Annotated in this window: 32 protein-coding genes; 16 read left to right on the plus strand and 16 right to left on the minus strand. The window is 37.0% G+C overall.

What is annotated here, in order from left to right; all coding sequences use genetic code 11:
* The first annotated feature begins 18 nt into the window (after window positions 1–18).
* The 5 genes from ACFWDE_RS11725 to exsF all read left to right on the plus strand — a co-directional run bounded on the left by ACFWDE_RS11725 (window position 19) and on the right by exsF (window position 4,566).
* Entirely contained in the window at window positions 19–537 is a 519-nt protein-coding gene (locus ACFWDE_RS11725; protein ID WP_377892473.1) for a YjcG family protein, read from the plus strand.
* 1 nt (window position 538) lies between these two features.
* Window positions 539–961 carry a GNAT family N-acetyltransferase gene (locus tag ACFWDE_RS11730; protein WP_002149776.1) on the plus strand — a complete coding sequence of 141 codons (423 nt, stop codon included), beginning with the start codon at window positions 539–541 and terminating at the stop codon, window positions 959–961.
* Between the two features lie 100 nt (window positions 962–1,061).
* Window positions 1,062–3,128 carry an ATP-dependent helicase gene (locus tag ACFWDE_RS11735; protein ID WP_377892475.1) on the plus strand — a complete coding sequence of 689 codons (2,067 nt, stop codon included), beginning with the start codon at window positions 1,062–1,064 and terminating at the stop codon, window positions 3,126–3,128.
* 296 nt (window positions 3,129–3,424) lie between these two features.
* Window positions 3,425–3,895, plus strand: a complete 471-nt coding sequence (gene cotY, locus ACFWDE_RS11740) for a spore coat protein CotY (RefSeq protein ID WP_002149778.1) — start codon at window positions 3,425–3,427, stop codon at window positions 3,893–3,895.
* 167 nt (window positions 3,896–4,062) lie between these two features.
* Window positions 4,063–4,566 carry an exosporium protein ExsF gene (gene exsF / locus ACFWDE_RS11745; protein WP_377892477.1) on the plus strand — a complete coding sequence of 168 codons (504 nt, stop codon included), beginning with the start codon at window positions 4,063–4,065 and terminating at the stop codon, window positions 4,564–4,566.
* A 76-nt stretch (window positions 4,567–4,642) separates the two neighbouring features.
* Here exsF and ACFWDE_RS11750 read toward each other — a convergent pair whose 3' ends face one another.
* Together ACFWDE_RS11750 and ACFWDE_RS11755 are read right to left on the minus strand one after the other, a co-directional pair.
* Entirely contained in the window at window positions 4,643–4,828 is a 186-nt protein-coding gene (locus ACFWDE_RS11750; RefSeq protein WP_044438098.1) for a hypothetical protein, read from the minus strand.
* A gap of 164 nt (window positions 4,829–4,992) precedes the next feature.
* Window positions 4,993–5,352: a DUF1360 domain-containing protein gene (locus ACFWDE_RS11755; RefSeq protein ID WP_377892478.1), complete on the minus strand. Its 360-nt coding sequence runs from the start codon at window positions 5,350–5,352 to the stop codon at window positions 4,993–4,995.
* A gap of 124 nt (window positions 5,353–5,476) precedes the next feature.
* On the opposite strand from ACFWDE_RS11755, the gene exsY reads away from it, so the two are divergent.
* Window positions 5,477–5,941: an exosporium assembly protein ExsY gene (exsY, locus tag ACFWDE_RS11760; RefSeq protein ID WP_002086941.1), complete on the plus strand. Its 465-nt coding sequence runs from the start codon at window positions 5,477–5,479 to the stop codon at window positions 5,939–5,941.
* Window positions 5,942–5,989: 48 nt separating this feature from the next.
* On the opposite strand, the gene ACFWDE_RS11765 is transcribed toward exsY, so the two are convergent.
* The 10 genes from ACFWDE_RS11765 to ACFWDE_RS11810 all read right to left on the minus strand — a co-directional run bounded on the left by ACFWDE_RS11765 (window position 5,990) and on the right by ACFWDE_RS11810 (window position 14,034).
* A complete protein-coding gene (locus tag ACFWDE_RS11765; protein WP_377892480.1) occupies window positions 5,990–6,526 on the minus strand; it encodes a spore coat CotO family protein in 537 nt (178 codons plus the stop codon).
* 150 nt (window positions 6,527–6,676) lie between these two features.
* The gene (gene fabI / locus ACFWDE_RS11770; RefSeq protein WP_002011384.1) at window positions 6,677–7,447 is read right to left on the minus strand and encodes an enoyl-ACP reductase FabI; all 771 of its coding nucleotides are present in this window, start codon (window positions 7,445–7,447) and stop codon (window positions 6,677–6,679) included.
* Between the two features lie 108 nt (window positions 7,448–7,555).
* Window positions 7,556–8,410 (minus strand): dTDP-4-dehydrorhamnose reductase, encoded by an 855-nt coding sequence (gene rfbD / locus ACFWDE_RS11775; protein ID WP_377892482.1) that lies wholly within the window; start codon window positions 8,408–8,410, stop codon window positions 7,556–7,558.
* An 11-nt stretch (window positions 8,411–8,421) separates the two neighbouring features.
* Entirely contained in the window at window positions 8,422–9,393 is a 972-nt protein-coding gene (gene rfbB / locus ACFWDE_RS11780; RefSeq protein WP_377892483.1) for a dTDP-glucose 4,6-dehydratase, read from the minus strand.
* 15 nt (window positions 9,394–9,408) lie between these two features.
* Window positions 9,409–9,954: a dTDP-4-dehydrorhamnose 3,5-epimerase gene (gene rfbC / locus ACFWDE_RS11785; protein ID WP_377892484.1), complete on the minus strand. Its 546-nt coding sequence runs from the start codon at window positions 9,952–9,954 to the stop codon at window positions 9,409–9,411.
* An 8-nt stretch (window positions 9,955–9,962) separates the two neighbouring features.
* Window positions 9,963–10,700 (minus strand): sugar phosphate nucleotidyltransferase, encoded by a 738-nt coding sequence (locus ACFWDE_RS11790; protein WP_377892485.1) that lies wholly within the window; start codon window positions 10,698–10,700, stop codon window positions 9,963–9,965.
* 14 nt (window positions 10,701–10,714) lie between these two features.
* A complete protein-coding gene (locus ACFWDE_RS11795; RefSeq protein WP_377892486.1) occupies window positions 10,715–11,395 on the minus strand; it encodes a glycosyltransferase family protein in 681 nt (226 codons plus the stop codon).
* 13 nt (window positions 11,396–11,408) lie between these two features.
* A complete protein-coding gene (locus ACFWDE_RS11800) occupies window positions 11,409–12,095 on the minus strand; it encodes a glycosyltransferase family protein (RefSeq protein WP_219917500.1) in 687 nt (228 codons plus the stop codon).
* Entirely contained in the window at window positions 12,092–12,781 is a 690-nt protein-coding gene (locus ACFWDE_RS11805) for a class I SAM-dependent methyltransferase (RefSeq protein ID WP_377892487.1), read from the minus strand. The genes ACFWDE_RS11800 and ACFWDE_RS11805 overlap by 4 nt, the downstream gene beginning before the upstream one ends.
* A gap of 155 nt (window positions 12,782–12,936) precedes the next feature.
* Window positions 12,937–14,034, minus strand: coding sequence for a glycosyltransferase (locus tag ACFWDE_RS11810; protein ID WP_377892488.1), 1,098 nt, complete (start codon window positions 14,032–14,034; stop codon window positions 12,937–12,939).
* A 165-nt stretch (window positions 14,035–14,199) separates the two neighbouring features.
* Between ACFWDE_RS11810 and ACFWDE_RS11815 the strand changes: the two genes are divergently transcribed.
* From ACFWDE_RS11815 to ACFWDE_RS11845, 7 genes are all read left to right on the plus strand, one after another.
* The gene (locus ACFWDE_RS11815) at window positions 14,200–15,042 is read left to right on the plus strand and encodes a BclA C-terminal domain-containing protein (protein ID WP_377892489.1); all 843 of its coding nucleotides are present in this window, start codon (window positions 14,200–14,202) and stop codon (window positions 15,040–15,042) included.
* Window positions 15,043–15,164: 122 nt separating this feature from the next.
* Window positions 15,165–16,010, plus strand: coding sequence for a TylF/MycF family methyltransferase (locus ACFWDE_RS11820; protein ID WP_002064272.1), 846 nt, complete (start codon window positions 15,165–15,167; stop codon window positions 16,008–16,010).
* Between the two features lie 222 nt (window positions 16,011–16,232).
* A complete protein-coding gene (locus ACFWDE_RS11825) occupies window positions 16,233–16,991 on the plus strand; it encodes a class I SAM-dependent methyltransferase (protein ID WP_377892490.1) in 759 nt (252 codons plus the stop codon).
* A 6-nt stretch (window positions 16,992–16,997) separates the two neighbouring features.
* Window positions 16,998–17,924 carry a glycosyltransferase family 2 protein gene (locus ACFWDE_RS11830; RefSeq protein ID WP_377892491.1) on the plus strand — a complete coding sequence of 309 codons (927 nt, stop codon included), beginning with the start codon at window positions 16,998–17,000 and terminating at the stop codon, window positions 17,922–17,924.
* A gap of 127 nt (window positions 17,925–18,051) precedes the next feature.
* Window positions 18,052–19,212: an FtsW/RodA/SpoVE family cell cycle protein gene (locus tag ACFWDE_RS11835; protein ID WP_377892492.1), complete on the plus strand. Its 1,161-nt coding sequence runs from the start codon at window positions 18,052–18,054 to the stop codon at window positions 19,210–19,212.
* A 79-nt stretch (window positions 19,213–19,291) separates the two neighbouring features.
* Complete coding sequence (prpE, locus tag ACFWDE_RS11840) at window positions 19,292–20,032, plus strand: bis(5'-nucleosyl)-tetraphosphatase PrpE (RefSeq protein WP_377892493.1); 741 nt, start codon at window positions 19,292–19,294, stop codon at window positions 20,030–20,032.
* 298 nt (window positions 20,033–20,330) lie between these two features.
* Window positions 20,331–21,725 (plus strand): peptidase G2 autoproteolytic cleavage domain-containing protein, encoded by a 1,395-nt coding sequence (locus ACFWDE_RS11845; RefSeq protein WP_377892494.1) that lies wholly within the window; start codon window positions 20,331–20,333, stop codon window positions 21,723–21,725.
* 45 nt (window positions 21,726–21,770) lie between these two features.
* On the opposite strand, the gene ACFWDE_RS11850 is transcribed toward ACFWDE_RS11845, so the two are convergent.
* From ACFWDE_RS11850 to ACFWDE_RS11865, 4 genes are read right to left on the minus strand one after another with little or no spacing between them, the layout of a single operon-like run.
* The gene (locus ACFWDE_RS11850) at window positions 21,771–22,664 is read right to left on the minus strand and encodes an RluA family pseudouridine synthase (RefSeq protein WP_377892495.1); all 894 of its coding nucleotides are present in this window, start codon (window positions 22,662–22,664) and stop codon (window positions 21,771–21,773) included.
* A gap of 15 nt (window positions 22,665–22,679) precedes the next feature.
* Entirely contained in the window at window positions 22,680–23,477 is a 798-nt protein-coding gene (locus ACFWDE_RS11855; protein ID WP_000673196.1) for an NAD kinase, read from the minus strand.
* Between the two features lie 18 nt (window positions 23,478–23,495).
* Window positions 23,496–24,134, minus strand: a complete 639-nt coding sequence (gene yjbM / locus ACFWDE_RS11860) for a GTP diphosphokinase (RefSeq protein WP_002125951.1) — start codon at window positions 24,132–24,134, stop codon at window positions 23,496–23,498.
* Window positions 24,135–24,164: 30 nt separating this feature from the next.
* Window positions 24,165–24,536 carry a UPF0738 family protein gene (locus ACFWDE_RS11865; RefSeq protein ID WP_002011362.1) on the minus strand — a complete coding sequence of 124 codons (372 nt, stop codon included), beginning with the start codon at window positions 24,534–24,536 and terminating at the stop codon, window positions 24,165–24,167.
* A 145-nt stretch (window positions 24,537–24,681) separates the two neighbouring features.
* Between ACFWDE_RS11865 and ACFWDE_RS11870 the strand changes: the two genes are divergently transcribed.
* The 3 genes from ACFWDE_RS11870 (at window position 24,682) to ACFWDE_RS11880 (ending at window position 26,737) form a co-directional block, all read left to right on the plus strand.
* Window positions 24,682–25,260 carry a CYTH domain-containing protein gene (locus ACFWDE_RS11870; RefSeq protein WP_377892496.1) on the plus strand — a complete coding sequence of 193 codons (579 nt, stop codon included), beginning with the start codon at window positions 24,682–24,684 and terminating at the stop codon, window positions 25,258–25,260.
* 185 nt (window positions 25,261–25,445) lie between these two features.
* Entirely contained in the window at window positions 25,446–25,844 is a 399-nt protein-coding gene (locus ACFWDE_RS11875) for a globin domain-containing protein (protein ID WP_000043388.1), read from the plus strand.
* The gene (locus ACFWDE_RS11880; protein WP_377892497.1) at window positions 25,844–26,737 is read left to right on the plus strand and encodes a ClpXP adapter SpxH family protein; all 894 of its coding nucleotides are present in this window, start codon (window positions 25,844–25,846) and stop codon (window positions 26,735–26,737) included. Before ACFWDE_RS11875 ends, ACFWDE_RS11880 begins: the two co-directional genes overlap by 1 nt.
* Window positions 26,738–26,772 lie beyond the last annotated feature (35 nt).

Genomic DNA, 26,772 nt, shown 5'->3' on the forward strand with positions numbered 1-26,772 from the left:
AAAGGGAGGAATTGGAACATGAAATTAGGAATTGTAATTTTCCCATCAAAAATGATTCAAGATAAAGCGAACGGATTGCGTAAGCGTTATGATCCACATTACGCATTAGTTCCGCCACATATTACATTGAAAACACCCTTTGAGACGCAAGATGAACAATTAGAATCGATTGTGAATGAGTTACATACAATCGCAATCAAAACGAACCCTTTCACCCTTCATGTTGGAAAAGTCGGTTCATTCGCACCTGTTAATAATGTTCTTTATTTTAAAGTAGAAAAAACACCTGAACTTACTTTCTTAAATGAAGAAATGCATAATGGATTCTTTACACAAGAACGCGAGTACTCTTTCGTACCGCATTTAACAATCGGTCAAGACTTATCAGATGCAGAGCACGCTGATGTATTAGGTCGATTACGTATGAAAGATTTCTATTATGAGCAACCAATCGATCGTTTCCACCTTCTATACCAATTAGAAAATGGAACATGGACTGTACATGAAACATTCCACCTTGGAAAGGAGAACAACTAATTTGCACGCACAAATCGTACAAACGGACGAACAACTAAGAGATGCATTCTCTGTACGTAAGCAAGTATTTGTGAATGAGCAACGTGTTTCTGCAGAAGAAGAGTATGATGAGTTTGAAGATACTTCGGCGCACGTTGTTATATATGATAATGATGTTCCAGTTGGTGCTGGTCGCTTCCGCATCGTTGATGGAGTTGGAAAAATGGAACGCATTTGCGTACTAGCTTCCCATCGCAAAAAAGGCATTGGCAAAATCATTATGGATGCACTTGAAGCATATGCGAAGGAAGAATCGCTACCAAAACTGAAACTTCATGCTCAAACGCACGCTGAAGATTTCTATAAAAAACTTGGGTATGTTACGAGTTCTGATGTATTTATGGAAGCCGATATCCCGCACGTCGTTATGATAAAAGAGTTGTAATTTGAAAACAGGAGGTAGCCCCTCCTGTTTTTTTACATTGCTATTTTCTTTTTCTTCCGCTAAAGTTAAATGTTGATGCTATAGTTTTGAAGGTGAATATATGACACAAGAAAAATTTTCACAAAAATCGTTAACACACGCTGGCATTCCGCAAGCGACGTATCATATTCCGAAAACATCTACCCATTTAATTATGGAAGAAGATGCAGATGCGGCGTATTTCCGCGCTTTAGAACAGCAAGGTATTTATTTAAATGAAAAACAGTTAGAAGCAGTGCAAACGACAGAAGGACCTGTCCTTACACTAGCTGGTGCTGGAAGTGGTAAAACATCTGTTTTAACAACTCGCGTTGGTTATTTAGTTAATGTAAAACATGTCCATCCGCGAAATATTTTGCTGCTGACGTTTACACAAAAAGCAGCTGAAGAAATTCGAAGCCGTGTAGCGAATTTACCTGGTATGAATCATGCCGCAAGTAGCTATGTCGTTGCTGGTACATTCCACTCTGTCTTTTTAAAATTGCTTCGTAGTCAAGGATATAATCAGCAAATTTTAGCAAATGAAAAACATAAACAAATTATGATAAAGAAAATTTTGAAAGAATTACGTTTGAAAGACGATTATGATGCTGAAACGATACTCGCTATGATTTCACTTGAGAAAAACAAATTGAATCGTCCAAAAGATGTACAAGCGAAAACACCGGTTGAACAAGAGTTCAAAGAAGTATACGAGCGTTTCGAAGAGGTAAAACAACGATACAATTATATCGATTTTGACGACATCTTATTAGAAATGTATTATCTGTTAGAAAATAACGCTCCTCTGCTTACTCAATTACAAGAGCGTTTTCATTACATTGAAGTAGATGAGTTTCAAGATACGTCGTATGCACAATATGAAATTGTAAAATTGTTAGCCACGCCAAGAAATAATTTATTTATCGCAGGTGATGACGATCAAGCGATTTACGGCTGGCGAGGGGCAAGTCACCAAATTATTTTATCTTTTCCAAAGGAATTTGATAATACAACGATTATCGCGCTTAATACGAATTATCGATCTAATCCATTTATCGTCGGACTTGGAAATGAAGTTATTAAGCTCAATCAAGAACGTTTTGATAAAGAGCTATATTCTGTTCGTAACGATGGCATGCAGCCGTTTTATGCACGACCTGCGACAACTCTTGATGAAGCAAATCAAATTTTGCAACTCATTCAGGAAAAAGTAGATAGTGGTGAACGAAATTATAAAGATTTTTGTTTATTATATCGTACACATTCTGTAAGTCGTTCTTTACTCGATCAGCTTACAATTCATAAAATTCCATTTATAAAACATGGGGCGAGCCAATCGTTCTACGAGCATTCTTTAATTAGGCCCGTATTAGATCATTTACGACTCGTGCTGGAACCGTTCCGCCTCGAATCACTTTCAAATATATTGCCAACGATGTATATTGGCCGTGATGAGTGCATTTCATTTATTGAACGTGAACAATGGAAATATGGTGAGGGCCGTTTCCCTTCTCTTCTTCATTTTCTATTATTAAACCCAAGCTTGAAACCTTTTCAAGTTAAAAAAGTAAATGAGCGAATTGATTTTATTAAGTTTATAAAAGAACTTGAACCGAAAAAAGCATTGAAAGAAATTATTCATGGTAAAGGAAAGTATTTAGAGTACTTACAAAGTAATGATCGTTCTTCCTTTACGATGCATAAGGACATACAAGAAGAAATGTTAGAAGAATTAATGGAGTCTGCAACTCGTTTCACCGATATTCCAGCTTACTTACAATTTATTGACGAGGCGATTCAAGGCCAAAAAGAAATGGAAGCATTAAAAACAATGCCGCAAAAAGATGCCGTATCGCTTATGTCAATTCATAACGCAAAAGGCCTTGAGTTTCCATGCGTCTTTTTACTTGGAGCGAGCGATGGTATTCTGCCGCACACTTCTTCTTTAAAAGATGCAAATGACCGTGTCACAGATACTTCTGAAGCCTTAGAAGAAGAACGCCGACTACTTTATGTCGCAATTACACGCGCAAAAGAAGAACTTTACATTTCCTCTCCGCAATTTTTCAGAGGAAAAAAACTAGATATATCTCGTTTTTTATATACTACGCGAAAAGATTTACCTGAAAAGACACCCATTAAATAAGGGTGTCTTTTTTCCATATCACGTTATGTACATCCCCTCTATATAAAGTGAAACTTTAATCAGTGGGTGTTTTGTTCGTCCCCCACTGATTATTAGCCCTCACCAATCGGGCGTTTACGGGCAGCAGGGCTCTCACCTAACTTCTTTGCTCCTGCTAAATTTTGAGGCGGGAGTCTTACTGCCCGTTAATGCGGGATAAATTCCCTGTTTCTATCCTAAGAATTAACGTAATATCGACCATATCCCGTTCATATTGTAATAGTGTATGTCAGAACTCACGATAAGGAGTGAACATAATGAGCTGCAATTGCAACGAAGATAATCATCACCATGATTTTGATTTCAACTGTGTATCTAATGTCGTTCGTTTTATACATGAATTACAAGAATGTGCAACCACTACATGTGGATCTGGTTGCGAAGTTCCATTTTTAGGAGCACATAACACTGCATCAGTAGCGAATACACGTCCTTTTATTTTATACACAAAAACTGGAGAACCTTTTGAAGCATTTGCACCATCAGGAAGTCTTGTTAGCTGTAGATCTCCAATTTTTCGCGTTGAGAGCATTGATGATGATGATTGTGCTGTGTTACGTGCATTAGCTGTAGTATTAGGTGATGGCTCCTCTGTACCACCTGGTGACGATCCGATTTGTACGTTTTTAAATGTACCAAATGCAAGGTTAATATCGACCCCTGCTTGTCTGACAGTTGATTTAAGTTGTTTCTGTGCTATTCAATGCTTACGTGATGTTACGATTTAAAACTAAATAACGATTTAAGCATGGATTGGGTGGCAGAATTTTCTGCCACCCAATCCATGCTTAAAAGGTATTATTATGTATTTTTCATGAAATTGGGAACTTGTCTAGAACATAGAACCTGTCCTTTTCATTAACTGAGAGTAGAAACAGATAAAGGAGTGAAAAACATGTTCTCTTCTGATTGCGAATTTACTAAAATTGATTGCGAAGCGAAACCACCTAGTACACTACCTGCCTTCGGTTTTGCTTTCAACGCTTCTGCACCTCAATTCGCTTCATTATTCACACCACTACTATTACCTAGCGTAAGTCCAAACCCAAATATTACTGTTCCTGTAATAAATAATACAGTAAGTGTCGGAGCTGGCATTCGAATTCAAGTAGCTGGTATTTATCAAATCAGTTATACATTAACGGTGAGTCTTGAAAATGTTCCTGCACCACCAAATGCCGCTCGATTCTTCTTAACATTGGACACACCAGATAACATTATTCCAGGATCAGGAACAGCAGTCCGTGCTAACATTATCGGTACTGGTGAAGTGGAGGTTTCTAGTGGTGTTATTCTTATTAACTTGAATCCTGGCGACTTAATTCAAATCGTACCAGTTGAATTATTTGGAACTGTAGACATCCGTGCTGCAGCATTAACAGTTGCACAAATTAGCTAGTAAAAGGCGGTATTTCTTAATTGAAATACCGCTTTTTATATTTATAATAAAAAACACTCACCGTAACATGAGTGTTTCATTCTTCATATTGTTTTATTGTATTCTTCTTTTTCCCACAGTTGCATCCCTTTTTTTTCACAAACCCTTGTTGCTGTAATTGCTCTTGATATGCTTGATGTTGTGCTTGTTGCTGTTGCTGTATGTTATACCACTGCTGTAGGTCATATGAATTTCGCCTTGGATTATTGCTCACAGCAAACATCTCCTCTACTGTCAATTCTGTCTATTCACTATATGAACAACTCCTTATTTCCGTTCCCTCATCCTCTTAAACTCCGCTTTTACTAGCATCATGAAAATTTATCCAGATTGGTGAGGGCTGATAATTTGCGGGGGATGCCCCCCACTGGTTAAAGTTTCACTTTATTATTCTTCCATAAAATATCCTGTAATTGTTTCAATGATCGCTGCTGCACCTGCAATGGCTAATAATGCTAGTACAGGCTCTGCAACAATTGGAATCCATTTATATAAAACTAATAAAAAAGCACTAACCCACACACCTGTACACCAATAGCAGCTTAATAATTCTCCAATCCACTTTCTTAATCCTTTCCCTTTCACCTTTGTAAAAGTCGATACACTTCCATCAGGCTCTGTAATCTCTAACTCATCAATAAACGGTCTTCGCAAAAAAGCTGTAATTTTATCATAAACAATAAGACGAGTTAACCTAAAAGCAGCTAGCGCAAAAATAAAAAATAAAAGCCAGCTTGTAAATAGCATAATTCCACCTTCCCTATCCTCTTTAGCCTATTTAAAAAAAAAGGTCTTAAGATTGTGACCAAATCTCCCCCACTCCAATATCTTATTAATGTAAATACAAACAAGAAGATAAGGAGTGACATTAATGAGTTGTAACGAAAATAAACACCATAGCTCTTCTCACTGCGTAGTTGACGTCGTAAAATTCATCAATGAATTACAAGATTGCTCTAGTTCAACATGTGGTTCTGGTTGTGAAATTCCATTTTTAGGAGCACACAATACTGCAGCAGTAGCAAATACACGCCCTTTTATTTTATACACAAAAGCTGGAACGCCATTTGAAGCATTTGCACCATCTTCAAGCCTTACTAGCTGCCAATCTCCAATTTTCCGTGTAGAAAGCGTAGATGACGATAGCTGTGCTGTCCTACGTGTGTTAACTGTAGTATTAGGTGATGGTTCTCCTGTACCACCTAACGACGATCCAATTTGTACGTTTTTAGCTGTACCAAATGCAAGATTAATCTCGACATCTACTTGCATTACTGTTGATTTAAGCTGCTTCTGTGCTATTCAGTGCTTACGCGACGTTTCTATAGTTAAGTAAACTAAAAAACTATTTGGGTGGTAGAAGCTTTCTACCACCTTTACATATTTAAAAGCCGGCCATATCAATCGATTTGATGTCTTCTATAGATAATCGAACATCTCTCATACTATTTGGTGGCATAATGAATACAATGCCATTACGGTAAGATATAATCGATCCTATATATGAGACGGTCGTCGTTCTTATCCTACATCTTACTTTCGGAATGTAATGAGGACGATTTAATAAAAAATGAATTTTTTCTTCATTATTCATATCCTTAAAGGATTTATTGTAAGGGACCGTTCTCACTTGCTCTTCTTGTTCTTGTACCTCTTCCTCTACTTTTTCTTCCACCTCCACTTGAGGCTCCTCTCGTGGTTCTTGTTTCTCTTGTTCTACCACTTCTTCCACAGCACTACTTACAATATTTTCATTTCTATCACTTTGCTCTTTTCTATCCTCATTTCCAAAGTTTGTAAGAATAATTCTTTTTATTTTCGGTGCAGCAAGTTCTAAATTTACTTGTGCAATATATAACAACGGTTTTCCAACTGTTGAACTTTTATTTTTATTCTTCACACTCGTCCCTCCCACTTCCATACATAGCTGGATAAATCGTGTACTATTATAGTTATATTCATAACAATGCAAGAACTTTCGTTAAAAATCGTTCTTTCCTAGAACAATTAAAAAGGACAGTCTCAATATGTAGAGACTGTCCTTTTAACAAAACTATAATCAATATTATATTTATCCTAGAATATGATATCCTGAATCAACATGAATGTTTTCACCTGTTACTCCACGTGCTAAATCACTGAATAAGAATACTGCTGTATCTCCAACTTCTTCTGGAGTCGTCGCACGACGAAGTGGTGCGCGCTCCTCAATTTCTTTTAAGATTGAGTTAAAGTCGCCTACACCTTTCGCAGATAACGTACGAATTGGTCCTGCAGAAATAGCGTTAACGCGAATGCCATGTTGCCCTAAATCATTTGCTAAATATTTCACGCTAGCTTCTAATGAAGCTTTCGCAACACCCATAACGTTATAGTTTTTCACAACACGCTCGCCGCCAAGGTATGTTAAAGTTAAAATATTTCCGCCTTCTGTCATTACTTTCTTCGCTTCTCTTGCTACAGCTGTTAAAGAGAATGCACTAATGTTTTGTGCAAGTAAAAATCCATCACGAGAAGTATCTACAAATTCGCCTTTTAAATCATCACGATTTGCAAAAGCAATACAGTGTGCAACACCGTGAATTGTACCAACTTCTTGCTTAATCGTTTCAAAGCAAGCTGTAAGTTCCTCGTCATTCGTTACATCACAAGGTAATACAAGTGATTCTTGTCCTTCTAATGTTTCCGCTAATTCACGAACGTTTCTTTCTAAACGCTCTCCTGCGTATGTGAATATTAATTTTGCACCTGCATTATGCAAAGAGCGAGCAATTCCCCATGCAATACTTCTTTGGTTCGCAACGCCCATAACAACAAATGTTTTCCCTTGTAATAGTTCCATGATATATCCTCCCAGAAATACTTATACTTGTTATTAGTACCTGATACTATAATTATAGTACCATAAAACCTCTTAAAGGCAAACAAAAAAGTCACTAACATAAATTTGTTAATGACTTTTTGTTTCTATAAAAAACCTTTCTAATCCTTCTTCCCAAGTAGGCATTTGTAAAAAACCATTTAATTGTAGCATTTTATGCTGAAAGATCGAATATTTCGGTCTCGCTGCCGCCGATCCAAATTCCTCAGTCGAAACAGGTAACACATTCACCCTCATTTTTGTATGCGCAAATATTTTTTGAGCAAATTCAAACCAAGAACATGAACCGCAATTTGATACGTGATACGTACCGTATAAGGATGTATGAATGAGCTTATTAATCACAGTAATTAAATCCGCCACGTACGTAGGAGAACCAACTTGATCAGCTACTACAGATATGTTTTCTCTCTCTTTTCCTAATCGTAGCATCGTTTTCACAAAATTATTTCCATACTTACCATACAACCACGATGTACGAACTATAAAATATTTATTATGTAACTCTTTTACGAACTGCTCTCCTGCAAATTTAGAAGCTCCGTATATATTTATCGGTGCTGGATTATGAAATTCATGATAGCCATCCGGTTTGTCACCTGGAAATACATAATCGGTACTGACATACACTAACTTAGCCCCTACTAATTGTGAAGCAACCGCTACATTCCGAGCTCCAATCGCATTTATTAAGTAAGCAAGATCCTGTTCTTTCTCAGCACCATCTACCTCCGTATACGCTGCACAATGAACAATTGTATGTGGCTTTATTTCTTGTACCACTTGCTTGATTCGGGATATATTTGTTACATCTAATAACTTTTTATCAAATGGATATATGTCATATTCCTCAGAATTCAACTCTTCTTGTAGTTGCCTCCCTAGCTGACCGTTCGCTCCCGTTATGATAATCCGTTCTTTCATCTACATGCCCCTTACTTTTCTTTTAGTGGTTTCCACCAGTCCACATTGTTTTTATACCATTCCACCGTTTCTTTTAATCCCTGTTCGAACGTATACCTCGGTTCCCATTCAAACTCATTCTTCATTTTTTGCGCATCAATCGCATAACGGCGATCGTGTCCTAAACGGTCTGTTACAAATTCAATATCTTTTTTCGATTTCCCTAAAAGTTTTATAATTTGTTCCACAACATCTATATTTGTTTTTTCATTATTTCCGCCGATATTATATACCTCTCCTACACGTCCCTTATGCAAAACTGTGTCAATTGCACTACAATGATCCGTTACATGCAACCAATCCCTTACATTCAATCCATCACCATATAATGGTAGTTTCTTTTCTTCAAGCGCATTCGTAACCATTAACGGAATTAATTTCTCAGGATATTGGTACGGTCCATAGTTATTAGAACAACGTGTTACAACAACTGGTAATTGATACGTTTCATAATAAGATAAGGCTATCATGTCGCTACTCGCTTTACTTGAAGAATATGGACTATTAGGAGCTAGCGGGGTTTCCTCTGTAAATTTTCCGATTTTCCCTAAAGAACCGTATACTTCATCTGTTGATACATGCACGAGTTTAATATGTGAATATTTTTTCACTAACTCCAACAGTGTGACTGTACCTATTACATTCGTATCATAAAAAGGGATTGGGTTTTCAATACTACGATCCACATGTGATTCAGCCGCGAAATTTACAATTACTTGCACGTCACGTTCCTTAATAACATGTTCCAGCAGCTCTCCATTTTGGATTTTCCCTTTTACAAATGAGTAGTTAGGATTTTCTTGAATAGACTTTACATTATTTAAATTCCCGCTATATGTTAATGCATCGTAATTAATGATTTTATATGTTTCATAGTTTTTTAACATATAGTGAATGAAATTACTTCCAATAAATCCAGCTCCACCTGTAACTAATATATTCATAAACAACTCTCCTACTTAAAAACTATCTTCATATTCCTGAAGTAATGGTAATATTCGATCCTTATCGGACAAGATAGGATTTGTTATCGGCCATGGAATTGATAATTCTTTATCTTCCCAAAGCAAACCGGAATCGTGATTAGCACTATAATACTCATCTACTTTATACATAACAATTGTATGAGGTACAAGTGTACAAAAACCATGAGCGAATCCTTTCGGCACTAATAATTGCCTATGATTATCCGCGCTTAAAATATAACCGCTCCACTTTTTAAATGTAGGTGAATCTTTTCGCAAATCAACGATAACATCATATATTGCCCCTTGCATAACTTGAATGAGTTTCGTTTGTGCTTTCGGATTTTTTTGAAAGTGTAGCCCTCGAATCGTCCCCGACCTAGCTGAATAAGATACGTTATCCTGTACAAATGAATGCGTAATCCCTAACGTTTCTAGCATCTTCTTATTATAACTTTCTGTAAAATAACCGCGCTCATCTCCAAATATCCTCGGTTCTAACAATTTCGCATCGGTAAAATTTGTTTCTACAACTTTCATATTTTCACCTATTCTCCATTAAACTGTTTCCCAAAGTTTATATCCCGCGCTAACGTATTCGCTCTTTGAAGAGAAGCATGCGTTCCCGCATCCGTCCACCAGCCGCTCATTTCATTATAAGTAAGCACTCCTCTTTTTAAGTACCAATTATTTATATCTGTAATTTCAAGTTCCCCTCTTGAGGAAGGTTTTAATTCTTTTATATAAGAAAAGACTTTCGAATCATACAAATAAATTCCCGTCACAGCATAAGCACTTTTCGGCTTCTTCGGCTTTTCTTCAATTTCAATTATTTTTCGGCCTTGAATATGCGCTACACCAAATCTTTCGGGATCTTCTACAGATTGAAGCAGCACTTTAGCCCCTTCTTTTTGACTTGTAAACTCTTCAACATACGGGCGAATATCATCTGAAAAGATATTATCTCCTAATATAACTGCCATCCGATCATTTCCTACGAAATCTTCACAAAGTCCTAGCGCCTGCGCAATCCCGCCCGCCTTATCTTGCACACGATACGTAAAGGATACACCAAACTCTTGACCACTTCCTAGAAAGCTCACAACATCTCCCATATGCTCTTTACCTGTAATAATCATAATATCTGTAATTTCACATTGCTTCAGCTTATATACCGCATGATAAATCATCGGATACCGCCCAACGGGAAGTAAATGTTTATTTGTTACTTTCGTTATTGGATATAATCTCGATCCTGTCCCGCCTGCTAAAATAATCCCTTTCATCCTTCATCTCTCCCTTATGATGGAGATAGTATATCTTTATAATGTTCCACAAAAACTTTTCGGTATTTCTCATATGTATCCGCATCAAACTCATCTCCATTGTAATGAATACACCATAGATTTGATTGATTAGGGATACCAATTAAATATCCAGCCTTTTGAAATTCTAAAGACTGTGACACATCATAGAAATGGAATCCTTGAAACAAATCCTCTCGCCATGGAAGGTCATGTTGCGTTGCCATTAGTAGACCATCAATTGACTGAACTGACATAAATGATTTATCCCCATAAAAATCCTGATTTAAATTTAATAATTGATAATTCTGTCTTCTGTATTCAATCACTTTCCCTACTAAGTTTTTACCTTCCCACCATATCCCATTACTCGGTAAAAATTGGGCGCCAGCTACTCCAATTAAGCCAAGCTTTTCATTTTCTTTAAAAAGAGAAATGAGGGTACAAAACATATCACGATTAATAAGGTAAGTATCTTGATGTATATATACTTTATATTTCGCCGGATATGAAAGTGCTCGATTGTACGCACTTGCCATACTTTTCGCATCTCGTATCGGAAAAATTTGCACTACATAGCCAGGGGGGACAAAAATGTTTCTTATTTGTCTCTCACATTGCTCGAAAAGCTCTTCATTATTTACACAAACAACGACTAATATTGTATGATCTTTCATTTTTGTAGCCCCTTCATTCTTCCTTATTTACATCTGACATATAATGCTCCACGAACACTTTCCTATACTTTTCATAATTCGTCATATTTACATCAAAATGATAATGAATACACCAAGCATCACGCTGCACAGGGACACCGACTGTATACCCAGCTTTTTTAAATTCAAACGATTGGGATACATCATAAAAATCAAACCCATCAAATAAGTCCTCTCGCCACGGAATATCATATTGTGTCGCCATCAATAAACCGTCAATACATTCCACTGGAATAAATGTTTTCGATTCATGAAATGGTTGCTCTAAACTAGCCATATAAAATAACTCGTTCATGTAACCAATTACTTTCCCAACTATCCCTCTTCCTTCGTTCCATACACCGTGCGGGGGAACATACTGGGCTCCAACCATCCCAATCATCCCAAGATGCTCGTGTTCCGTAAATAATTGAATTAATCCAAATAAAAAAGCCCCATTTACAATAAAAACATCTTGGTGTAAATACACTTTATATTTCGCTGGATTCGAAAGTGCTTGATTGTATCCGCTCGTCATACTTTTTGCACCGCGAATTGGCATGAATTGTACACTATATCCTGGAGGTACTGCCAATTTCAATATATGTCTCACGCATTGTGCATACAATTTCGAATCATTTACACATATCACCATCAAAATCGTTTTATCAGGATTATTCATAGTTGTGATTTTTCTGCTTCAATAATATATTGAAATACAACCGTCTCAGCCATAAAGCCACTTCCAAGACGATATTTCTTACAAATTCCATATAACTCTTCAATTAGTGGTTCATACATTTTGTGATCGATATATACACGATCTACTTTACTAATAGAATAGCCCGCTTTTAAAAACATTCGTAACATCTCATTAAATGTAAAGAAACGAATATGTGTTTTATCTAATAAACCATATTCTGTATACGTCCAATTTCCAGCTAATAAAGGAGCTAACACTGAAATGTGAGCAACGTTCGGTATGCTAGCTAAAATAACTCCATTTTGTTTTATATAAGGTTTTACTTTTTCTATGACAGCCCACGGGTCGAATAAATGCTCTAATACATCCCCGAATATGACACAATCAAATTGTTCCTTCTCATAAGGAAGTTCCATTGTTTCTATATCACCTAAAATAACATGATCTAGTTTTTCTTTCGCTTTTTCGGCAGCCTCTGGGAACGCTTCAATTCCTGATACACGTGCTCCATTTTCTTTTATAGCCGCTCCTAACGCACCGCTCGAGCAGCCAATATCAAGAACTTCTTGCCATTCCTTTTTTATATGCTTTAATAAATTAGGATTTGCCGCATTATAATAATGTTCAGCTTTTTCTTCGTATAAAGAACTTTTTTCTCGATTCATTTCACACACTCCTTATGCAAATTGAATTTGAAATATAAATAAAATACATTCTACAAAGGATGCCATCTCTATTGGTTGCATTACCGATACTCTAATATATAGCCAATCTACTATCGTTAGAATAGCGACAAGTCATTTCCTAAAAATAGAACAAATCACATTTTATATTGTTTATCATAGACGCCTCTAAAATATTTACGGTTATATTCAATCGCAGCATTATTCGGAACATAAGAAGCTGCCAATTCATTATAATAATAAGCTTTATCTTGATCTCCTAATCTGCTATAACAAATACACATTTGTAAATATGGAATCCACGTATAACTAGCCGGACTGTGAAAAGGACTATCCTCTGCTAGCGGCACTTCAGTTGCTAGCTTAAACCAAAATATCGCTTCATTATACTTTTGTTGTTCCATATATATATATCCTATTCTTGTACAATTCTCTCCTCTAGGAATACCATAACGAAACGACTTCGTACAAGATTCAACTGCCTTCTCCCAGTCTCCTAACTTCGCATAACAATCCCCTAACTTACCACATGCATAAATTTTCTCTTCATGCCATCCTTCCTCTTGATTAAGAAATGTTTCATACAGAAGAACCGCATCGTCATATTTTTGATTATCCATAGATTCATTACCGTAATAAAATAAATCTCTCGGGCTTAATTCTTCTCCAGCTGCTACAGCATTTTGAAAAATTTTTAAATTACGATTCGTTACTTCTTTTTCCTTTTTATGTGTAATAGCGATATTACTATTGTAAATCTCACCAGAAACAGCCAAATACTCATGTACCTTTCCAAACCATTGAAACTGTTTTTCACGCTTTACAAGTCGATATCTTCTTGTGCAATATAAAGGTTTCCCATTAGAATCCATTACAAGATAATAAGGCATAGAAACAGCGTCAACTTTACCATCTAACTCTCGTTTTAATGTTTTCAGTAATTCCTGAGCATCCTCTAATAAAACATCATCCGCATCTAGCCATAATATATATTCTTGCGTTGCTTTTGAAAAAGCAAAATTTCTAGCCGCTGCAAAATCATCAATCCATTGAAAATCGTATATGTTAGAAGTGTATTTTTCTACATTTTTTTTCGTTCGATCAACAGAACCTGTATCAACTATTACAATTTCATCCACGATTTTTTCTACCGCGTCCAAACATCGATCTATTGTATTTTCCTCATCTCGAACAATCATACATAGACTAATTGTAATTCCTTGCTTGTTCAACATAATCACCCTCTTCCAACTCAATCATATGTTATACATACAATAAACTTTCCATTTTTTTAACTTGTTCAAGCTATTTAAGATTTCTTTTCAATAATTCAAATGTCCGTGTCATTTTCTTACGGTTTTGCATCTACTATATAATGAAAGCTTTATGGAGGTGAATTTATGTCAAATAATAATTATTCAGATGGCTTAAATCCAGATGAATCCTTATCAGCTAGTGCATTTGACCCTAATCTTGTAGGACCAACTTTACCACCAATACCGCCATTTACCCTTCCGACCGGGCCGACTGGGCCGACTGGGCCGACTGGACCGACCGGGCCGACTGGACCGACCGGGCCGACTGGACCGACCGGGCCGACTAGCGGTACTGGCGGTACTGGACCGACTGGGCCAACTGGTTCGACTGGACCGACTGGTTCGACTGGACCGACTGGCTCGACTGGACCGACTGGCTCGACTGGGCCGACTGGCTCGACTGGACCGACTGGACCGACTGGGCCGACTGGACCGACTGGACCGACTGGACCGACTGGACCGACTGGACCGACCGGACCGACTGGACCGACCGGACCGACTGGACCGACTGGACCATCTGGATTAGGACTTCCAGCAGGATTGTACGCATTTAACTCTGCTACAATTAGCGTAGCTCTTGGAATTAATGAGCCAGTACCATTTAATACTGTTGGATCTCAGTTTGGTACAGCAATTTCTCAATTAGATGCCGATACTTTCATCATAAGTGAAACTGGATTCTACAAAATTACTGTTATCGCATATACTGCATTAGTAAGTGTATTAGGTAGCCTTGCAATTCAAGTTAACGGTGTCAATGTACCAGGTGCCGGAACAAGTTTAATCTCACTTGGAGCACCTCTCGTTATCCAAGCGATTACACAAATTACAATAACTCCATCAATGGTTGAAGCAGTTGTTACAGGACTTGGCTTATCGCTAGCTCTTGGTACTAGTGCATCAATTATTATTGAAAAAATTGCTTAATTTTTTACTTAGCAGTAAAACTGATATCAGTTTTACTGCTTTTTCAATTATGAATTCAATCATGAAACCTTCACTACCTACATAATCATATTGTTGTATGACATTTCGCAGGAGGCATCTATATGGAAAATAAATCTGCTGTCCAGCTTTATCTCGAGTTGTTAAAGAAAACAATTCTGTTTGAAATATGGCTAGAGTATGAGCCATATTTACCTGCTTCGTTACATATATCTAAGGAACTTCCATACGAACCCGTTACAGTTCCACTCCCTTTATTTATTAAACAATATGCAGAAAATCATAATTTAAAAATTATTAAACCTAACGTTTTAAAAAGCGAACGTCAAGACGGAATGGATTGGCCAAGAGCAGCACACAGTATGATCGGCCGGGAACGCATGAATCAATTACATGAAGCATTAGAAACAGTTGTCCGTGAAAATATAGAAGGTGATTTTATTGAAACAGGTGTGTGGCGCGGGGGATCGTGCATTTTTATGAATGGTTTTTTACAAGCAAACAACATTACTGATCGCAATGTATGGGTTGCCGATTCATTTGAGGGCCTCCCAACACCAAATATAGAACAATACCCGAGAGATTTCGGCGATTACTTACACAGCTTTGATTATTTACGTGTTTCTTTAGAACAAGTACAAGAAAACTTTAGAAAATACGATTTATTAAATGACCAGGTAAAGTTTTTAAAAGGTTGGTTTAAAGATACTTTACCGTCAGCACCGATAGAAAAAATTGCGATTGCTCGCCTTGACGGTGATATGTATGAATCAACGATGGATGGTCTCGTAAACTTATACGATAAAGTTTCTAAGGGCGGCTATATAATTATCGATGACTATGGGCTACCACCATGTGCTGAGGCTGTGACAGACTTTAGAAATCAAAGAAACTTAAAAGCTCCTATTACTAAAATTGATGTATTCGGGGTTTATTGGCGAAAAGAATAGGGCGAAACTTTATTCAGTTAGGGTTTCTCCATCTCACACTAATTATTGGCCTTCGAATAGCATGATAAATAAAAACAAAGGCTCCCATTACTATTTCCAGTTGTTCTAGGGAGCTTTTTACATATCGCAACAGTTCAAATATCGTTTCCCCTCCCACTATAAAATGGTAGCTGCATATTAAAAATGTTGGTTCCCTGTTTACTACAAGGAAGGAGTGAAATTATGAGCGAGCTTGAAAAAAAAATCGCATTAATCCCACCTCCCGAACTCGTCCAATATGTAGGGGGCGACTTTCAAAAGGTTGGAAAAGAATTCATAAAGCATTTTATTCAAATTGGTAGTTTAAAATCCAATGAAACAGTGTTAGATGTAGGTTGTGGTGTCGGCCGAATGGCGGTCCCATTAATGAATTACTTAAGCGATGATGGAGCTTATTATGGATTTGATTTATTTAAAGATGGCATTACATGGTGCAAAAATAATATTTCAGCTGCCCGTAGCAATTTTCATTTTGAACACGTTGATATATATAATCAATTCTACAACCCAGAAGGAAAAGAAGATGCTTCTCAATACAAATTTCCATATGAAGACGATTCATTCGATTTTGTTTTTTTAACTTCTGTATTTACCCATCTCCTTCCGAAAGAATTAGAACATTACGTATCTGAGATTGTACGTGTTCTAAAAAAAAATGGGAGATGTTTTATTACCTTCTTTCTCATTAACCCTGAATCATCCTATTACTTAAATTCAGGGCTAAGTACATTAGGTTTTTATCATCAAATTGAAAATTGTTATGTTGTGAATAAAGATATTCCTAATTTCGCAGTTGCCTATCCTGAAGAAGATATCCGCATCTTATTAAATAAACATGGCTTAGAGGTAATTAATAAACCGCATTATGGTTTATGGTGCGGCAGAAATGAGTATACAAGTTATCAAGATATCGTTCTTACAAAAAAAGCTTCTGAAAGGTAGTTTCGTATGAATAATAAAAAAAAGTCACCTCTCGTTTCCATCCTTATTCCCACTTATAATCGACCACATTATTTCAAAATTGCTCTAGAAAGTGCATTAGCGCAAAGTTATCCGAATATTGAAGTTATTATAGGGGACGATAGTACAAATGATGAAACAGAAATCTTAATAAATGAACAGTATTTACCTAATTATAAAAATATAACATACATTCGAAACACCACTACTTTAGGACAATTTCATAACGATCTTATGCTCTTAGAGAAATCTAATGGGGAGTATATAAATTTTTTAATGGACGATGATGTGTTTTATAATCATAAAATACAAAAAATGATGGCTTATTTTGAGCAAGACACAAATAAAAATCTCGCTCTTATAACTTCTTATCGAGTACGTATTGATGATCAGGGAAATTTAATTGGAGATGCTCATCCAACACAAAGATTATATAGCGAAGACATTCAATTAAACGGAATATTTTTAGGCGACTGGATGTTAAGAGATGGGCATAACATTATCGGTGAGCCTACAACTATTCTATTTAGAAAACAGTTACTCACTGAACCTTTTGGAACACTACAAGATAGACCATATGCTTGTAGTGTCGATATGGCATCCTGGATTTCTCTACTTTCTAAAGGAGATGCAGTGTATATATCTGAGCCGTTAAGTCAATTTCGCTACCATGCTGGGCAACAAATACACGACAAGCTCCTTGAAGGCTCTGAAGATTTTCTGCATCTCATTATAACATCAAAAGAATATGGCTTTTTACAAAATACTAAGGACTATAGAATAGCCCTACTTAGCGCTTACCAATGGTGTAAAAACTCCTTAATATATTATCACAGTCTACCAGATCCCATTCCAGATGCACATGTACGTCTTTCCCATTGTTTGGATATAATTATAAAAGAGCTGAATCATTAGCCGATGCTACGAAAACAAAAATGTATGAACTATATGTGAATAACGCGTATAGTTCATACATTCTAAAATACGTGATGCAACAACTAAAATCCACTAATATAAAGAGGAGTAGAAAGGAATTCATACAGTGAAAGATCCGAACCCTCAATATCAAATAGACTACATATTAATATTCATTTTATTTGCCATCGGGACTGTTAGTTGCTTTGCTATTGCAAGTGCACAAGCTTCTTTACCACCATTTTTACAAAACGTAAATTTTGTATTAAAACAAATCCAATGGTACATCATTGGATTTATCGCCATTGGCGTTATTATGGTTATTGATTTTGATCGATATAAACAAATTGCTTGGTATTTGTATAGCTTTGCACTCATACTTCTTATTGGTCTAGAACTTCAAGTTCCAGGTGCTGTTACGATTAAAGGGGCTACCGCATGGTATAGACTCCCAGGTATCGGAAACTTTCAACCTTCAGAAATTATGAAATTATTTTTAATTATCGTCGTTGGACGAATTATAGCGAATCATAATGAGAAATACCCTTTTCGGACAGCACGTGAAGATTTCATTTTGCTCGGAAAAATATTCGCAGCTAGTTTACCACCTCTACTTCTTATCGCAAAAGAACCTGATTTAGGAAACACGATGGTAATTACGGCTATGCTCGCAGCAATGATTTTAGTTTCTGGTATACGTTGGCGCTTTATTTTCGGATTAACCTCCCTCGTTTTCGCCATGAGCTCTGCCTTAACTTATGTTTATTTCATTCATACAGCGTTCTTTAAAGGTCATATTCTAAAAGAATATCAATTAAACCGCTTCTACGGCTGGCTGGCACCTTACAAATATGACGCTCAAGGATACCAATTAAGACAAGCATTCTTAGCTGCTGGATCAGGAGAAATGCAAGGAAAAGGATGGGAGAATGGACAAGTATATTTCCCAGAGCCACATACAGATTTTATTTTCACAAATGTCGCTGAACAATTCGGCTTTTTAGGAGCAAGTGTCATCATTTCACTTTTTTTCTTACTCATTTACCGAATGATTCATATCGCTTTAGAAAGCAATGAACCTTTCGGTAGTTATATTTGCGCTGGTACAATCGGAATGTTCACGTTCCAAGTATTCCAAAATATCGGGATGACAATCGGTTTACTCCCTATTACAGGAATAACGTTACCTCTTATGAGCTATGGCGGGAGTTCACTGCTCACATATATGGTTGCTATTGGATTTATTTTAAACGTACGCTCAAGAACTAAAATCTTTATGTTTAAATGAACCATATCGAAAAACGGTATGGTTTTTTTCTATGGCCATTTTAGATATACTAATGAAAAAATAAGCTGGAGGTTTACATATGAAATACGACATTATAGGTGATATTCACGGATGCTTCCAAGAGTTTCAAGATTTAACAACGAAACTAGGTTATAGCTGGGATAGTGGTCTCCCAATTCATAACGCAAAACGAAAGCTTGCATTCGTTGGTGATATTACAGACCGAGGTCCTCATTCATTACGTATGATTGAAATTGTATGGGAGCTCGTAATACATAGAAAAGATGCTTATTATGCACCAGGGAATCACTGTAATAAACTGTATCGTTTCTTCCTTGGGCGTAATGTCACAATCGCTCATGGGCTCGAAACAACTGTTGCAGAATATGAAGCATTGCCTTCTAATAAGCAACAAGTAATAAAAGAAAAATTCATTACTCTTTACGAACAATCACCGCTATATCACATACTGGATGAAAAAAAATTAATCGTCTGTCACGCTGGTATTCGGCAAGATTACATAGGAAGAGAAGATAAAAAAGTACAAACATTTGTATTATATGGTGATATTACAGGCGAAAAAAACCCTGACGGATCACCTATCCGTCGAGATTGGGCGAAAGAGTATAAGGGTGAAACATGGATTATTTATGGACATACACCTGTCAATGAACCCCGCTTTGTGAATCATACAGTCAATATTGATACCGGCGCTGTATTTGGTGGTAAACTAACTGGACTACGTTACCCTGAGTTGGAGACCGTTTCTGTCCCTTCTTCCCTACCTTTTGTCTCTGAAAAGTTCCGCCCAATTTCATAAAGTGAAACTTTAATCAGTGGGGGTTTCGTTCATCCCCCACTGATTGTTAGCCCGCACCAATCGGGCTTTTACGGGCAGCCTGACTCCCACCTAACCTCTTTGCTTTACTGCCGATTTTTGAGGTGGGAGAGTCTTACTGCCCGCAAATCCCTACTTAGTACAATTCACGATTTGCAGGGGAGCATGGTGTTTTCTAGACATATCCTACACTAAAACTAGATAAAGCAATTAAAAAAAGATGCAATAAAGTGCATCTTTTTTTAATTGTGCGGCATATACTGTCGCAGGAGGTGACGGAATGAAGAAAAAATCTTCTAAACAAAAAAGAAAATTCCACCCTTTATACCATCCCATTTATGGAATTAACAACTGGTGCAGTATTCGAGCTGCAGCTATAGAAGAAATAGAAGAACAAGAGTCATCAAAAAAAAGAAAACCGAGAGAAAAATATGTCTCTTTAGAAAATGCTGTTATGAGGCGGATTATAGATAGCAGGAAAATAAAAGCACAACAAAAAAAGAAGCTCGCTTCTAATGATGTTGAACCTGTGCTTAATTCGGAAAAGATACAAGAAAATATAGAAGAAAACATTCCTGCAGCAATAAAGGAAAAAGTACAACCGGAAATTCCAGCGACTATTATAAATCAAGTAAAAAAAATAAAAAAAGCATTAATCTCAGGCAACGATGTACAAATAGAAGGATCCACCCCTACTCAGGCTCCTGTACCTACACCTATAAAAAAAGAAAATAACAAAGGAGCTCGTCACGCATATAAAGAAGGACTTCACTCTAAAGCTGATGGAATCGCTTCACATGCAGAAGGGCTTCTTACACATGCAACGGGTCCCTTTTCTCATGCAGAAGGTTCAAAAACAAAGGCAACTGGACATAGTTCGCATAGTGAAGGAAGTGAAACGACAGCAGGTGGTTCTTATTCTCATGCGGAAGGAAAACATACAATTACTTTCGGCGAAGCAGCACATGCAGAAGGAACCGCAACTATCGCTAACGGATTCTCATCTCATGCGGAAGGAAATCATACATCAACAGCTAATTTTGCAGGCAGCCATATTATGGGTAAATTTGGTACAGCAGAAGAAGCTTATTCCTGGTTTATCGCAAATGGGACAAATGACTCTGATCATAATATAGGTGCCAAATGGCTTGCCCATAACGGAGAAATGTATATCGATGGTGCTTCTTACAATGCAAGCGGGACTGATTTTGCACAAATGTTTGAAACAGAAGATCATACCCCTATTGATGTCGGTTATTTCATTACATTTAGTAACGAAGAAAAAATTCGAAAAGCTACTTCAAATGATACATTCATACTAGGCATATCCAGCGCTACTCCTGCTCTCATAGGAAATAGCGGTGCTTTAAGTTGGCAAAAACGCTATAAAACAGACCGCTTCGGAAAACGTCAATATACGCGTACGGATACGCAAGAAATACAACCTCTTTTAAATACAGAATGGAATCCAGCTTGTAAGTATCTATCAAGAAGAGACCGTACTGAGTGGCTTCCTGTCGGATTAATTGGACAAATGTTAGTACGTGATGACGGTACTTGCGAAACACACGGATATTGTCGTCCAAATGATGACGGCATTGCTACAAAAGCTGAAAGTGGCTTTTTCGTTATAAAGCGTACTGGTGAACATCAAATTTTAATATTATTCCGCTAAAAAAAGGGAACAAAATTCTTTTTATGATAAGAATTTTGTTCCCTTTTAATTGTTATGTAAAGCGTATTGCATATCCTCTGGGATACTTACGGTAAAAGTCATTCCCTTTTCTAAAATAGGATGATAAAACGTCAAAGATGTACTATGCAGCGCTTGACGTTTTATCACATCTCTTCGGCCACCGTATAGATCATCCCCAAGTAGCGGATGTCCTATATATGCCATATGTACACGAATTTGATGTGTTCTTCCCGTCTCGAGCTCAAGTGCTACATGCGTCTTATCGGGAGAACTCTCCATCACTCTAAAATGAGTAACAGCTCTTTGACCATCTTCACAGACAGTTCGCTCGATAATACTATCCGCTTTTCGTCCGATTGGCGCGTCAATCGTTCCTACTTCTTCTAAAATAGTCCCATGAACGATTGCCTCATACGTTCGTTTCACCCCTTTTTGTTGATGCTGCTTCGATAAAAGGTGGTGAACGAATCTATTTTTCGCAATTAACATAAGCCCTGAAGTATCACGGTCTAACCTCGTCACAATGTGCACCGTACTTGCAAGATTTTGTTTATCATAATGATGTAAAAGAGCGTTTGCAACACTTCCTGACGGGTGCTCCCTAGACGGAATTGTCGACATATTTGCTTCTTTATTTATAACAAGAACCGCATCATCTTCATATACGATACATAAAGGGATTTCTTCCACTTCCATCCCTTCACTTCTTTCCTCCACTGGAAAAAAGACTTGTAACTCTTCACCAGCTTGCAACTTGTGACGAACACTCGTGTGTTGACCGTTTACTTCAATTGCTCCCCCGCGGAACTTTATATCCGTTAAAGCAGCTTTCGAAATCCCTTTTGTTTTCAAAAATTCTCTAACTAAAGTTCCCTCTTCAGCCAGCCCTATATCCCATTTCAATGTAAATCTGTTCAAATATATAAACCCTCTCTATTTATCTGCAACAAACGAGTCACGAACACGTTTCCAGAATGGGAACGGACGGAAACGAACAAATCGTACTTTCTCGTTTGCAACGCGATACTGAATTGATTTCACATCTTGATGAACCATCGTCAAATGATCCACCGTAATTTGCAAGTTCATTCCTGCAGCCGGCTTTAAAACGCATGTATGATGCTTCGGCAGCACGAGCGGCGAACCTACCGTACGAAATACACGATTATTGATAGATGCCATTTCTGCAATTTGAATCGCTTCAATAGAAGGGTGAATAATTGCTCCGCCAAGCGCCTTATTATACGCGGTACTTCCCGAAGGAGTAGAAATACAAAGACCATCTCCGCGAAACGTTTCGAAATACTCTCCGCGTATTTCCACTTCTGTTACTAATGTACCTTCTGCACTTTTTACAGTCGCTTCATTCATCGCCAAATACTGCGACTCTTTACTACCATTCACATAGCGAATAATCACTTCTAAAAGTGGATATTCAACCACTTGGAACGGTGTTTTAGCGATTGCAATCACCAACTTCTCTACTTCCGTCGGTAACCAATCTGCATAGAAACCTAAATGCCCTGTATGTACACCAACAAATGCGGTTTCATCTAATCGATTATAGTAACGATGGAATGCATATAAAAGCGTTCCATCTCCCCCAACAGAAATTACAATATCAGGTTCCTTTTCATCCATTGTAAACCCAAAATCTAACAAGTATTCTTTCATCGTACTTGCTAGTGTATCTGATGATTGATCTCCCTTTGACATAATTGTAAATTTCATCGCCCAACACCCTTTAGTTTATGATTCAGAATCTTTCGTTTCCTGCTTTCGTGAAAAGACCTTTTGCGCTTCTTGAATTTCAAGACGAATGGAAGACATTTCTTCATCTAATAAAAACGCCGCTTCCGCTGCACGTTGTAAGCGTATTTTAATATCTTCAGGAAAACGTCCACTATATTTGTAATTTAAAGAATGCTCAATCGTTGCCCAAAAATTCATTGCTAACGTGCGAATTTGAATTTCAACTAACACTTTTTTCTCCCCCTGTATCGTTTGAACAGGATAACTAATGACAACGTGGTAAGAGCGATAGCCGCTATCTTTCTTTTGCGTTACATAATCACGTTCTTCCACAATGTCAAAATCATTTCGTTTTCGAAGATATTCTACAACAGGCTTAATCTCATCTACGAATTGACACATCATTCGAAGGCCCGCAATGTCCTGCATATCTTCTCTAATTCGGTCTAGCGGTACATTTCTCTTCTCCGCTTTATCAATAATACTTGCAACCGACTTTACCCTTCCTGTTACAAACTCAATTGGAGAATGCTCCGTTAACATTGCAAATTGAGTACGCATTCCTTTTAGTTTCACTTTCAGCTCCGCCACCGCTTGGTGATAAGGCGCTAAAAATTCTTCCCAATTACGATTCATTTCAACCACCACCAAAATCAATCCATTTGCTTATAGAAACACTTTTTCTACAGCAGTTACTAGTTCTTCTCCGTAATTTGCATTACCTTCAATATTTTCAACTAAATATTCTACTTCTTCTTTTAATCCTTCTAATTCTATTTCAACATCATTCACGCGAATAAACATCGCTGTATCTTTATTCATCGCTTCATGCATTGCTTCCCAGCATGTATGCGGAATACTTACATAAATGAAAGATGATTCGTTTTCTAAGATATATAAAAATGATAAATTGTCTGAGTCTACAAGTACGTGATTACGCGCACTTAACTCCTTTACCTCTATTTCAGTATTTTCCGCACAAAAAATAAGCGCATTCTCTCTCGTTTCTACGCTCTTAACTTGAATTTTATTTTGCATGCTCGAACTCCTCCATCTCAACTTCCTGTCTTACTTAACAGTATTATTGTATCATAACATGGACGCAAACAAATAAAACATTGAACCAAATTTGCGAAAAAACGATAATGTGGAAAGAATTATTTTTTCAAAAGGAGCGTATATAATGACACAAGAAATTGAAATTGAATTTAAAAATATGGTTACAGAGGAAGAATTCCAAACATTATGCAAATCTTTTTCTATTGGAGCATTTACAAAACAAGTGAATCACTACTTTGAAACGCCTGACTTCTCTTTAAAAGATGCAGGCTCTGCACTTCGTATTCGTCATAAAGATGGAACTTATACATTAACATTAAAACAACCTGCTGAAATTGGTTTATTAGAAACTCATCAGTCTGTAACAGAAAAAGAAGCAAAACTTATGATGGAAACAAACACACTCATTCAAGGAACTGTAATGGATCAGCTACACAAATTACAAATTCCCGTTTCCTCTTTAACTTATATGGGTAGTTTAACAACAGAAAGAGCTGAAACATTATTTGAAGGCGGAACGCTTGTCTTTGATCATAGTTTCTATTACAATCACGATGATTATGAAATTGAATACGAAGTGCAAGATGAAAAGACCGGTAAAGCAGCATTTATAAGGTTATTAAAGCAATATAACGTACCAGTTCGTCATACAAACAACAAAGTAAAACGCTTTTTCCTTGCCAAACAAAACGAAGAGCGCTAAAGTAAAATTTCCATCAGTGCAGAAGTGATTTACTGGTGGCTATGTTTCACCTTTTTTGGAAAGTGAAGATTTATTAGCAACATATAGAATAAGCAAAGAATGTTATGAAGGCTGTTTAGTTGCTCTTCATAACATTCCATTGCTACAATAGATATACATTTCATGGAAAAAGGAGTTTATAAAGGATGAGCAAGCAACCGATGACACCATTTGAAGCAATTGGCGGTGAGCAATGCATTGCAACATTAGTGGATACATTTTATTCCTATGTCAGTGAACACCCTGACTTATCTCCGATCTTCCCGGATGATTTAACAGAAACTGCTAGGAAGCAGAAACAATTTTTAACACAATATTTAGGTGGTCCTAATTTATACACTGAAGAACATGGGCATCCTATGCTAAGAGCACGCCATCTTCCGTTTGAGATTACTCCAAAACGCGCAGAAGCTTGGCTATCATGTATGGAGCAAGCAATGGATGATACAGGAGTGCACGGTCATATAAGAGAGTTTGTTTTTGAACGTTTAGCATTAACTGCTCAACATATGGTCAATACTCCAAATGAAACAGGTGAAGTGTAATGGATAAGCAGGAAGTAAAGCATATAAATATGCCTTCTCCTTCCACATGCGAGCATAAATCTGTAGAAGCATATTTATTTATTGATCCACTTTGTAAAGATTGCTGGGATATCGAGCCATTTATTATTAAACTATGGCTTGAGTATGGGAAATACTTCTCTATTCGTCATATCGTAACAGGAAAAGTGGACGGAGCAAACGCTTCCTCACACAAATGGAATAAACCTGCTAATATTCGATTTGTGTGGGAAAAAACAACAAGTTTACAAGGTTTTTCATGTGATGGAAAAGTACATATGCAAGAGGCATCGTCAACACCATATTTAGTTTCGATGGCGATTAAAGCGGCGGAGTTGCAAGGCCGAAAAGCAGGTTCGAAGTTTTTGCGAAAACTTCAAGAATACATTCTTCTTGAAAATGTATCAAACCCTGACTGTGAATTATTGCTTACATGCGCTAAAGATAGTGGCATTGATGTAGAGGAATTTAAAAAAGACCTACACTCAGTTAGCGCAAAAAAAGCTTTCCAATGCGACCTAAAATTCACAAATGAGATGCATATTACAGAAATACCTTCCCTCCTATTTTTTCATGCAAATTCAGATGAGGAAGGTATTAAAATCGCGGGAATTTATTCCTATGATGTATACGTACAGCTATTAAAAGAACTTGTAAAATGCGAGATTGAGCCAGAGCCATTACCTCCTTTAGAAGTATTACTAGAAGCAACACAATTTATTTCTTCAAAGGAAATCTCATTTATATATGACTGCCCTCAGCAAGAAATAGAACGTGAGCTAAAGAAATTACAACTAAAACGAAAAGTACAAATGATTGAAGTGAAGTGCGAGCGTTATTGGAAATGGATAGAAAAAGAAAAAGACCTGGTGTAAACACCAGGTCTTTTTCTTTACGGCTTATAAAAATA

The sequence above is a fragment of the Bacillus sp. NPDC060175 genome, assembly GCF_042728695.1.
Classification (GTDB): Bacteria; Bacillota; Bacilli; order Bacillales; family Bacillaceae_G; genus Bacillus_A.

Coding starts and splice junctions, on each gene's coding strand:
- exsF (WP_377892477.1), top strand. CDS start 4,063: ATGTTCTCTTCTGATTGCGAATTTACTAAAATTGATTGCGAAGCGAAA.
- cotY (WP_002149778.1), top strand. CDS start 3,425: ATGAGCTGCAATTGCAACGAAGATAATCATCACCATGATTTTGATTTC.
- ACFWDE_RS11790 (WP_377892485.1), bottom strand. CDS start 10,700: ATGAAAGGGATTATTTTAGCAGGCGGGACAGGATCGAGATTATATCCA.
- ACFWDE_RS11845 (WP_377892494.1), top strand. CDS start 20,331: ATGAAGAAAAAATCTTCTAAACAAAAAAGAAAATTCCACCCTTTATAC.
- ACFWDE_RS11805 (WP_377892487.1), bottom strand. CDS start 12,781: ATGAATCGAGAAAAAAGTTCTTTATACGAAGAAAAAGCTGAACATTAT.
- rfbD (WP_377892482.1), bottom strand. CDS start 8,410: ATGAAAGAACGGATTATCATAACGGGAGCGAACGGTCAGCTAGGGAGG.
- ACFWDE_RS11755 (WP_377892478.1), bottom strand. CDS start 5,352: ATGCTATTTACAAGCTGGCTTTTATTTTTTATTTTTGCGCTAGCTGCT.
- ACFWDE_RS11870 (WP_377892496.1), top strand. CDS start 24,682: ATGACACAAGAAATTGAAATTGAATTTAAAAATATGGTTACAGAGGAA.
- ACFWDE_RS11765 (WP_377892480.1), bottom strand. CDS start 6,526: ATGGAAGTGGGAGGGACGAGTGTGAAGAATAAAAATAAAAGTTCAACA.
- ACFWDE_RS11735 (WP_377892475.1), top strand. CDS start 1,062: ATGACACAAGAAAAATTTTCACAAAAATCGTTAACACACGCTGGCATT.
- ACFWDE_RS11820 (WP_002064272.1), top strand. CDS start 15,165: ATGGAAAATAAATCTGCTGTCCAGCTTTATCTCGAGTTGTTAAAGAAA.
- prpE (WP_377892493.1), top strand. CDS start 19,292: ATGAAATACGACATTATAGGTGATATTCACGGATGCTTCCAAGAGTTT.
- yjbM (WP_002125951.1), bottom strand. CDS start 24,134: ATGAATCGTAATTGGGAAGAATTTTTAGCGCCTTATCACCAAGCGGTG.
- rfbB (WP_377892483.1), bottom strand. CDS start 9,393: ATGAATATATTAGTTACAGGTGGAGCTGGATTTATTGGAAGTAATTTC.
- ACFWDE_RS11830 (WP_377892491.1), top strand. CDS start 16,998: ATGAATAATAAAAAAAAGTCACCTCTCGTTTCCATCCTTATTCCCACT.
- rfbC (WP_377892484.1), bottom strand. CDS start 9,954: ATGAAAGTTGTAGAAACAAATTTTACCGATGCGAAATTGTTAGAACCG.
- ACFWDE_RS11855 (WP_000673196.1), bottom strand. CDS start 23,477: ATGAAATTTACAATTATGTCAAAGGGAGATCAATCATCAGATACACTA.
- fabI (WP_002011384.1), bottom strand. CDS start 7,447: ATGGAACTATTACAAGGGAAAACATTTGTTGTTATGGGCGTTGCGAAC.
- ACFWDE_RS11865 (WP_002011362.1), bottom strand. CDS start 24,536: ATGCAAAATAAAATTCAAGTTAAGAGCGTAGAAACGAGAGAGAATGCG.
- ACFWDE_RS11800 (WP_219917500.1), bottom strand. CDS start 12,095: ATGAATAATCCTGATAAAACGATTTTGATGGTGATATGTGTAAATGAT.
- ACFWDE_RS11875 (WP_000043388.1), top strand. CDS start 25,446: ATGAGCAAGCAACCGATGACACCATTTGAAGCAATTGGCGGTGAGCAA.
- ACFWDE_RS11825 (WP_377892490.1), top strand. CDS start 16,233: ATGAGCGAGCTTGAAAAAAAAATCGCATTAATCCCACCTCCCGAACTC.
- exsY (WP_002086941.1), top strand. CDS start 5,477: ATGAGTTGTAACGAAAATAAACACCATAGCTCTTCTCACTGCGTAGTT.
- ACFWDE_RS11810 (WP_377892488.1), bottom strand. CDS start 14,034: ATGTTGAACAAGCAAGGAATTACAATTAGTCTATGTATGATTGTTCGA.
- ACFWDE_RS11880 (WP_377892497.1), top strand. CDS start 25,844: ATGGATAAGCAGGAAGTAAAGCATATAAATATGCCTTCTCCTTCCACA.
- ACFWDE_RS11795 (WP_377892486.1), bottom strand. CDS start 11,395: ATGAAAGATCATACAATATTAGTCGTTGTTTGTGTAAATAATGAAGAG.
- ACFWDE_RS11815 (WP_377892489.1), top strand. CDS start 14,200: ATGTCAAATAATAATTATTCAGATGGCTTAAATCCAGATGAATCCTTA.
- ACFWDE_RS11750 (WP_044438098.1), bottom strand. CDS start 4,828: ATGTTTGCTGTGAGCAATAATCCAAGGCGAAATTCATATGACCTACAG.
- ACFWDE_RS11725 (WP_377892473.1), top strand. CDS start 19: ATGAAATTAGGAATTGTAATTTTCCCATCAAAAATGATTCAAGATAAA.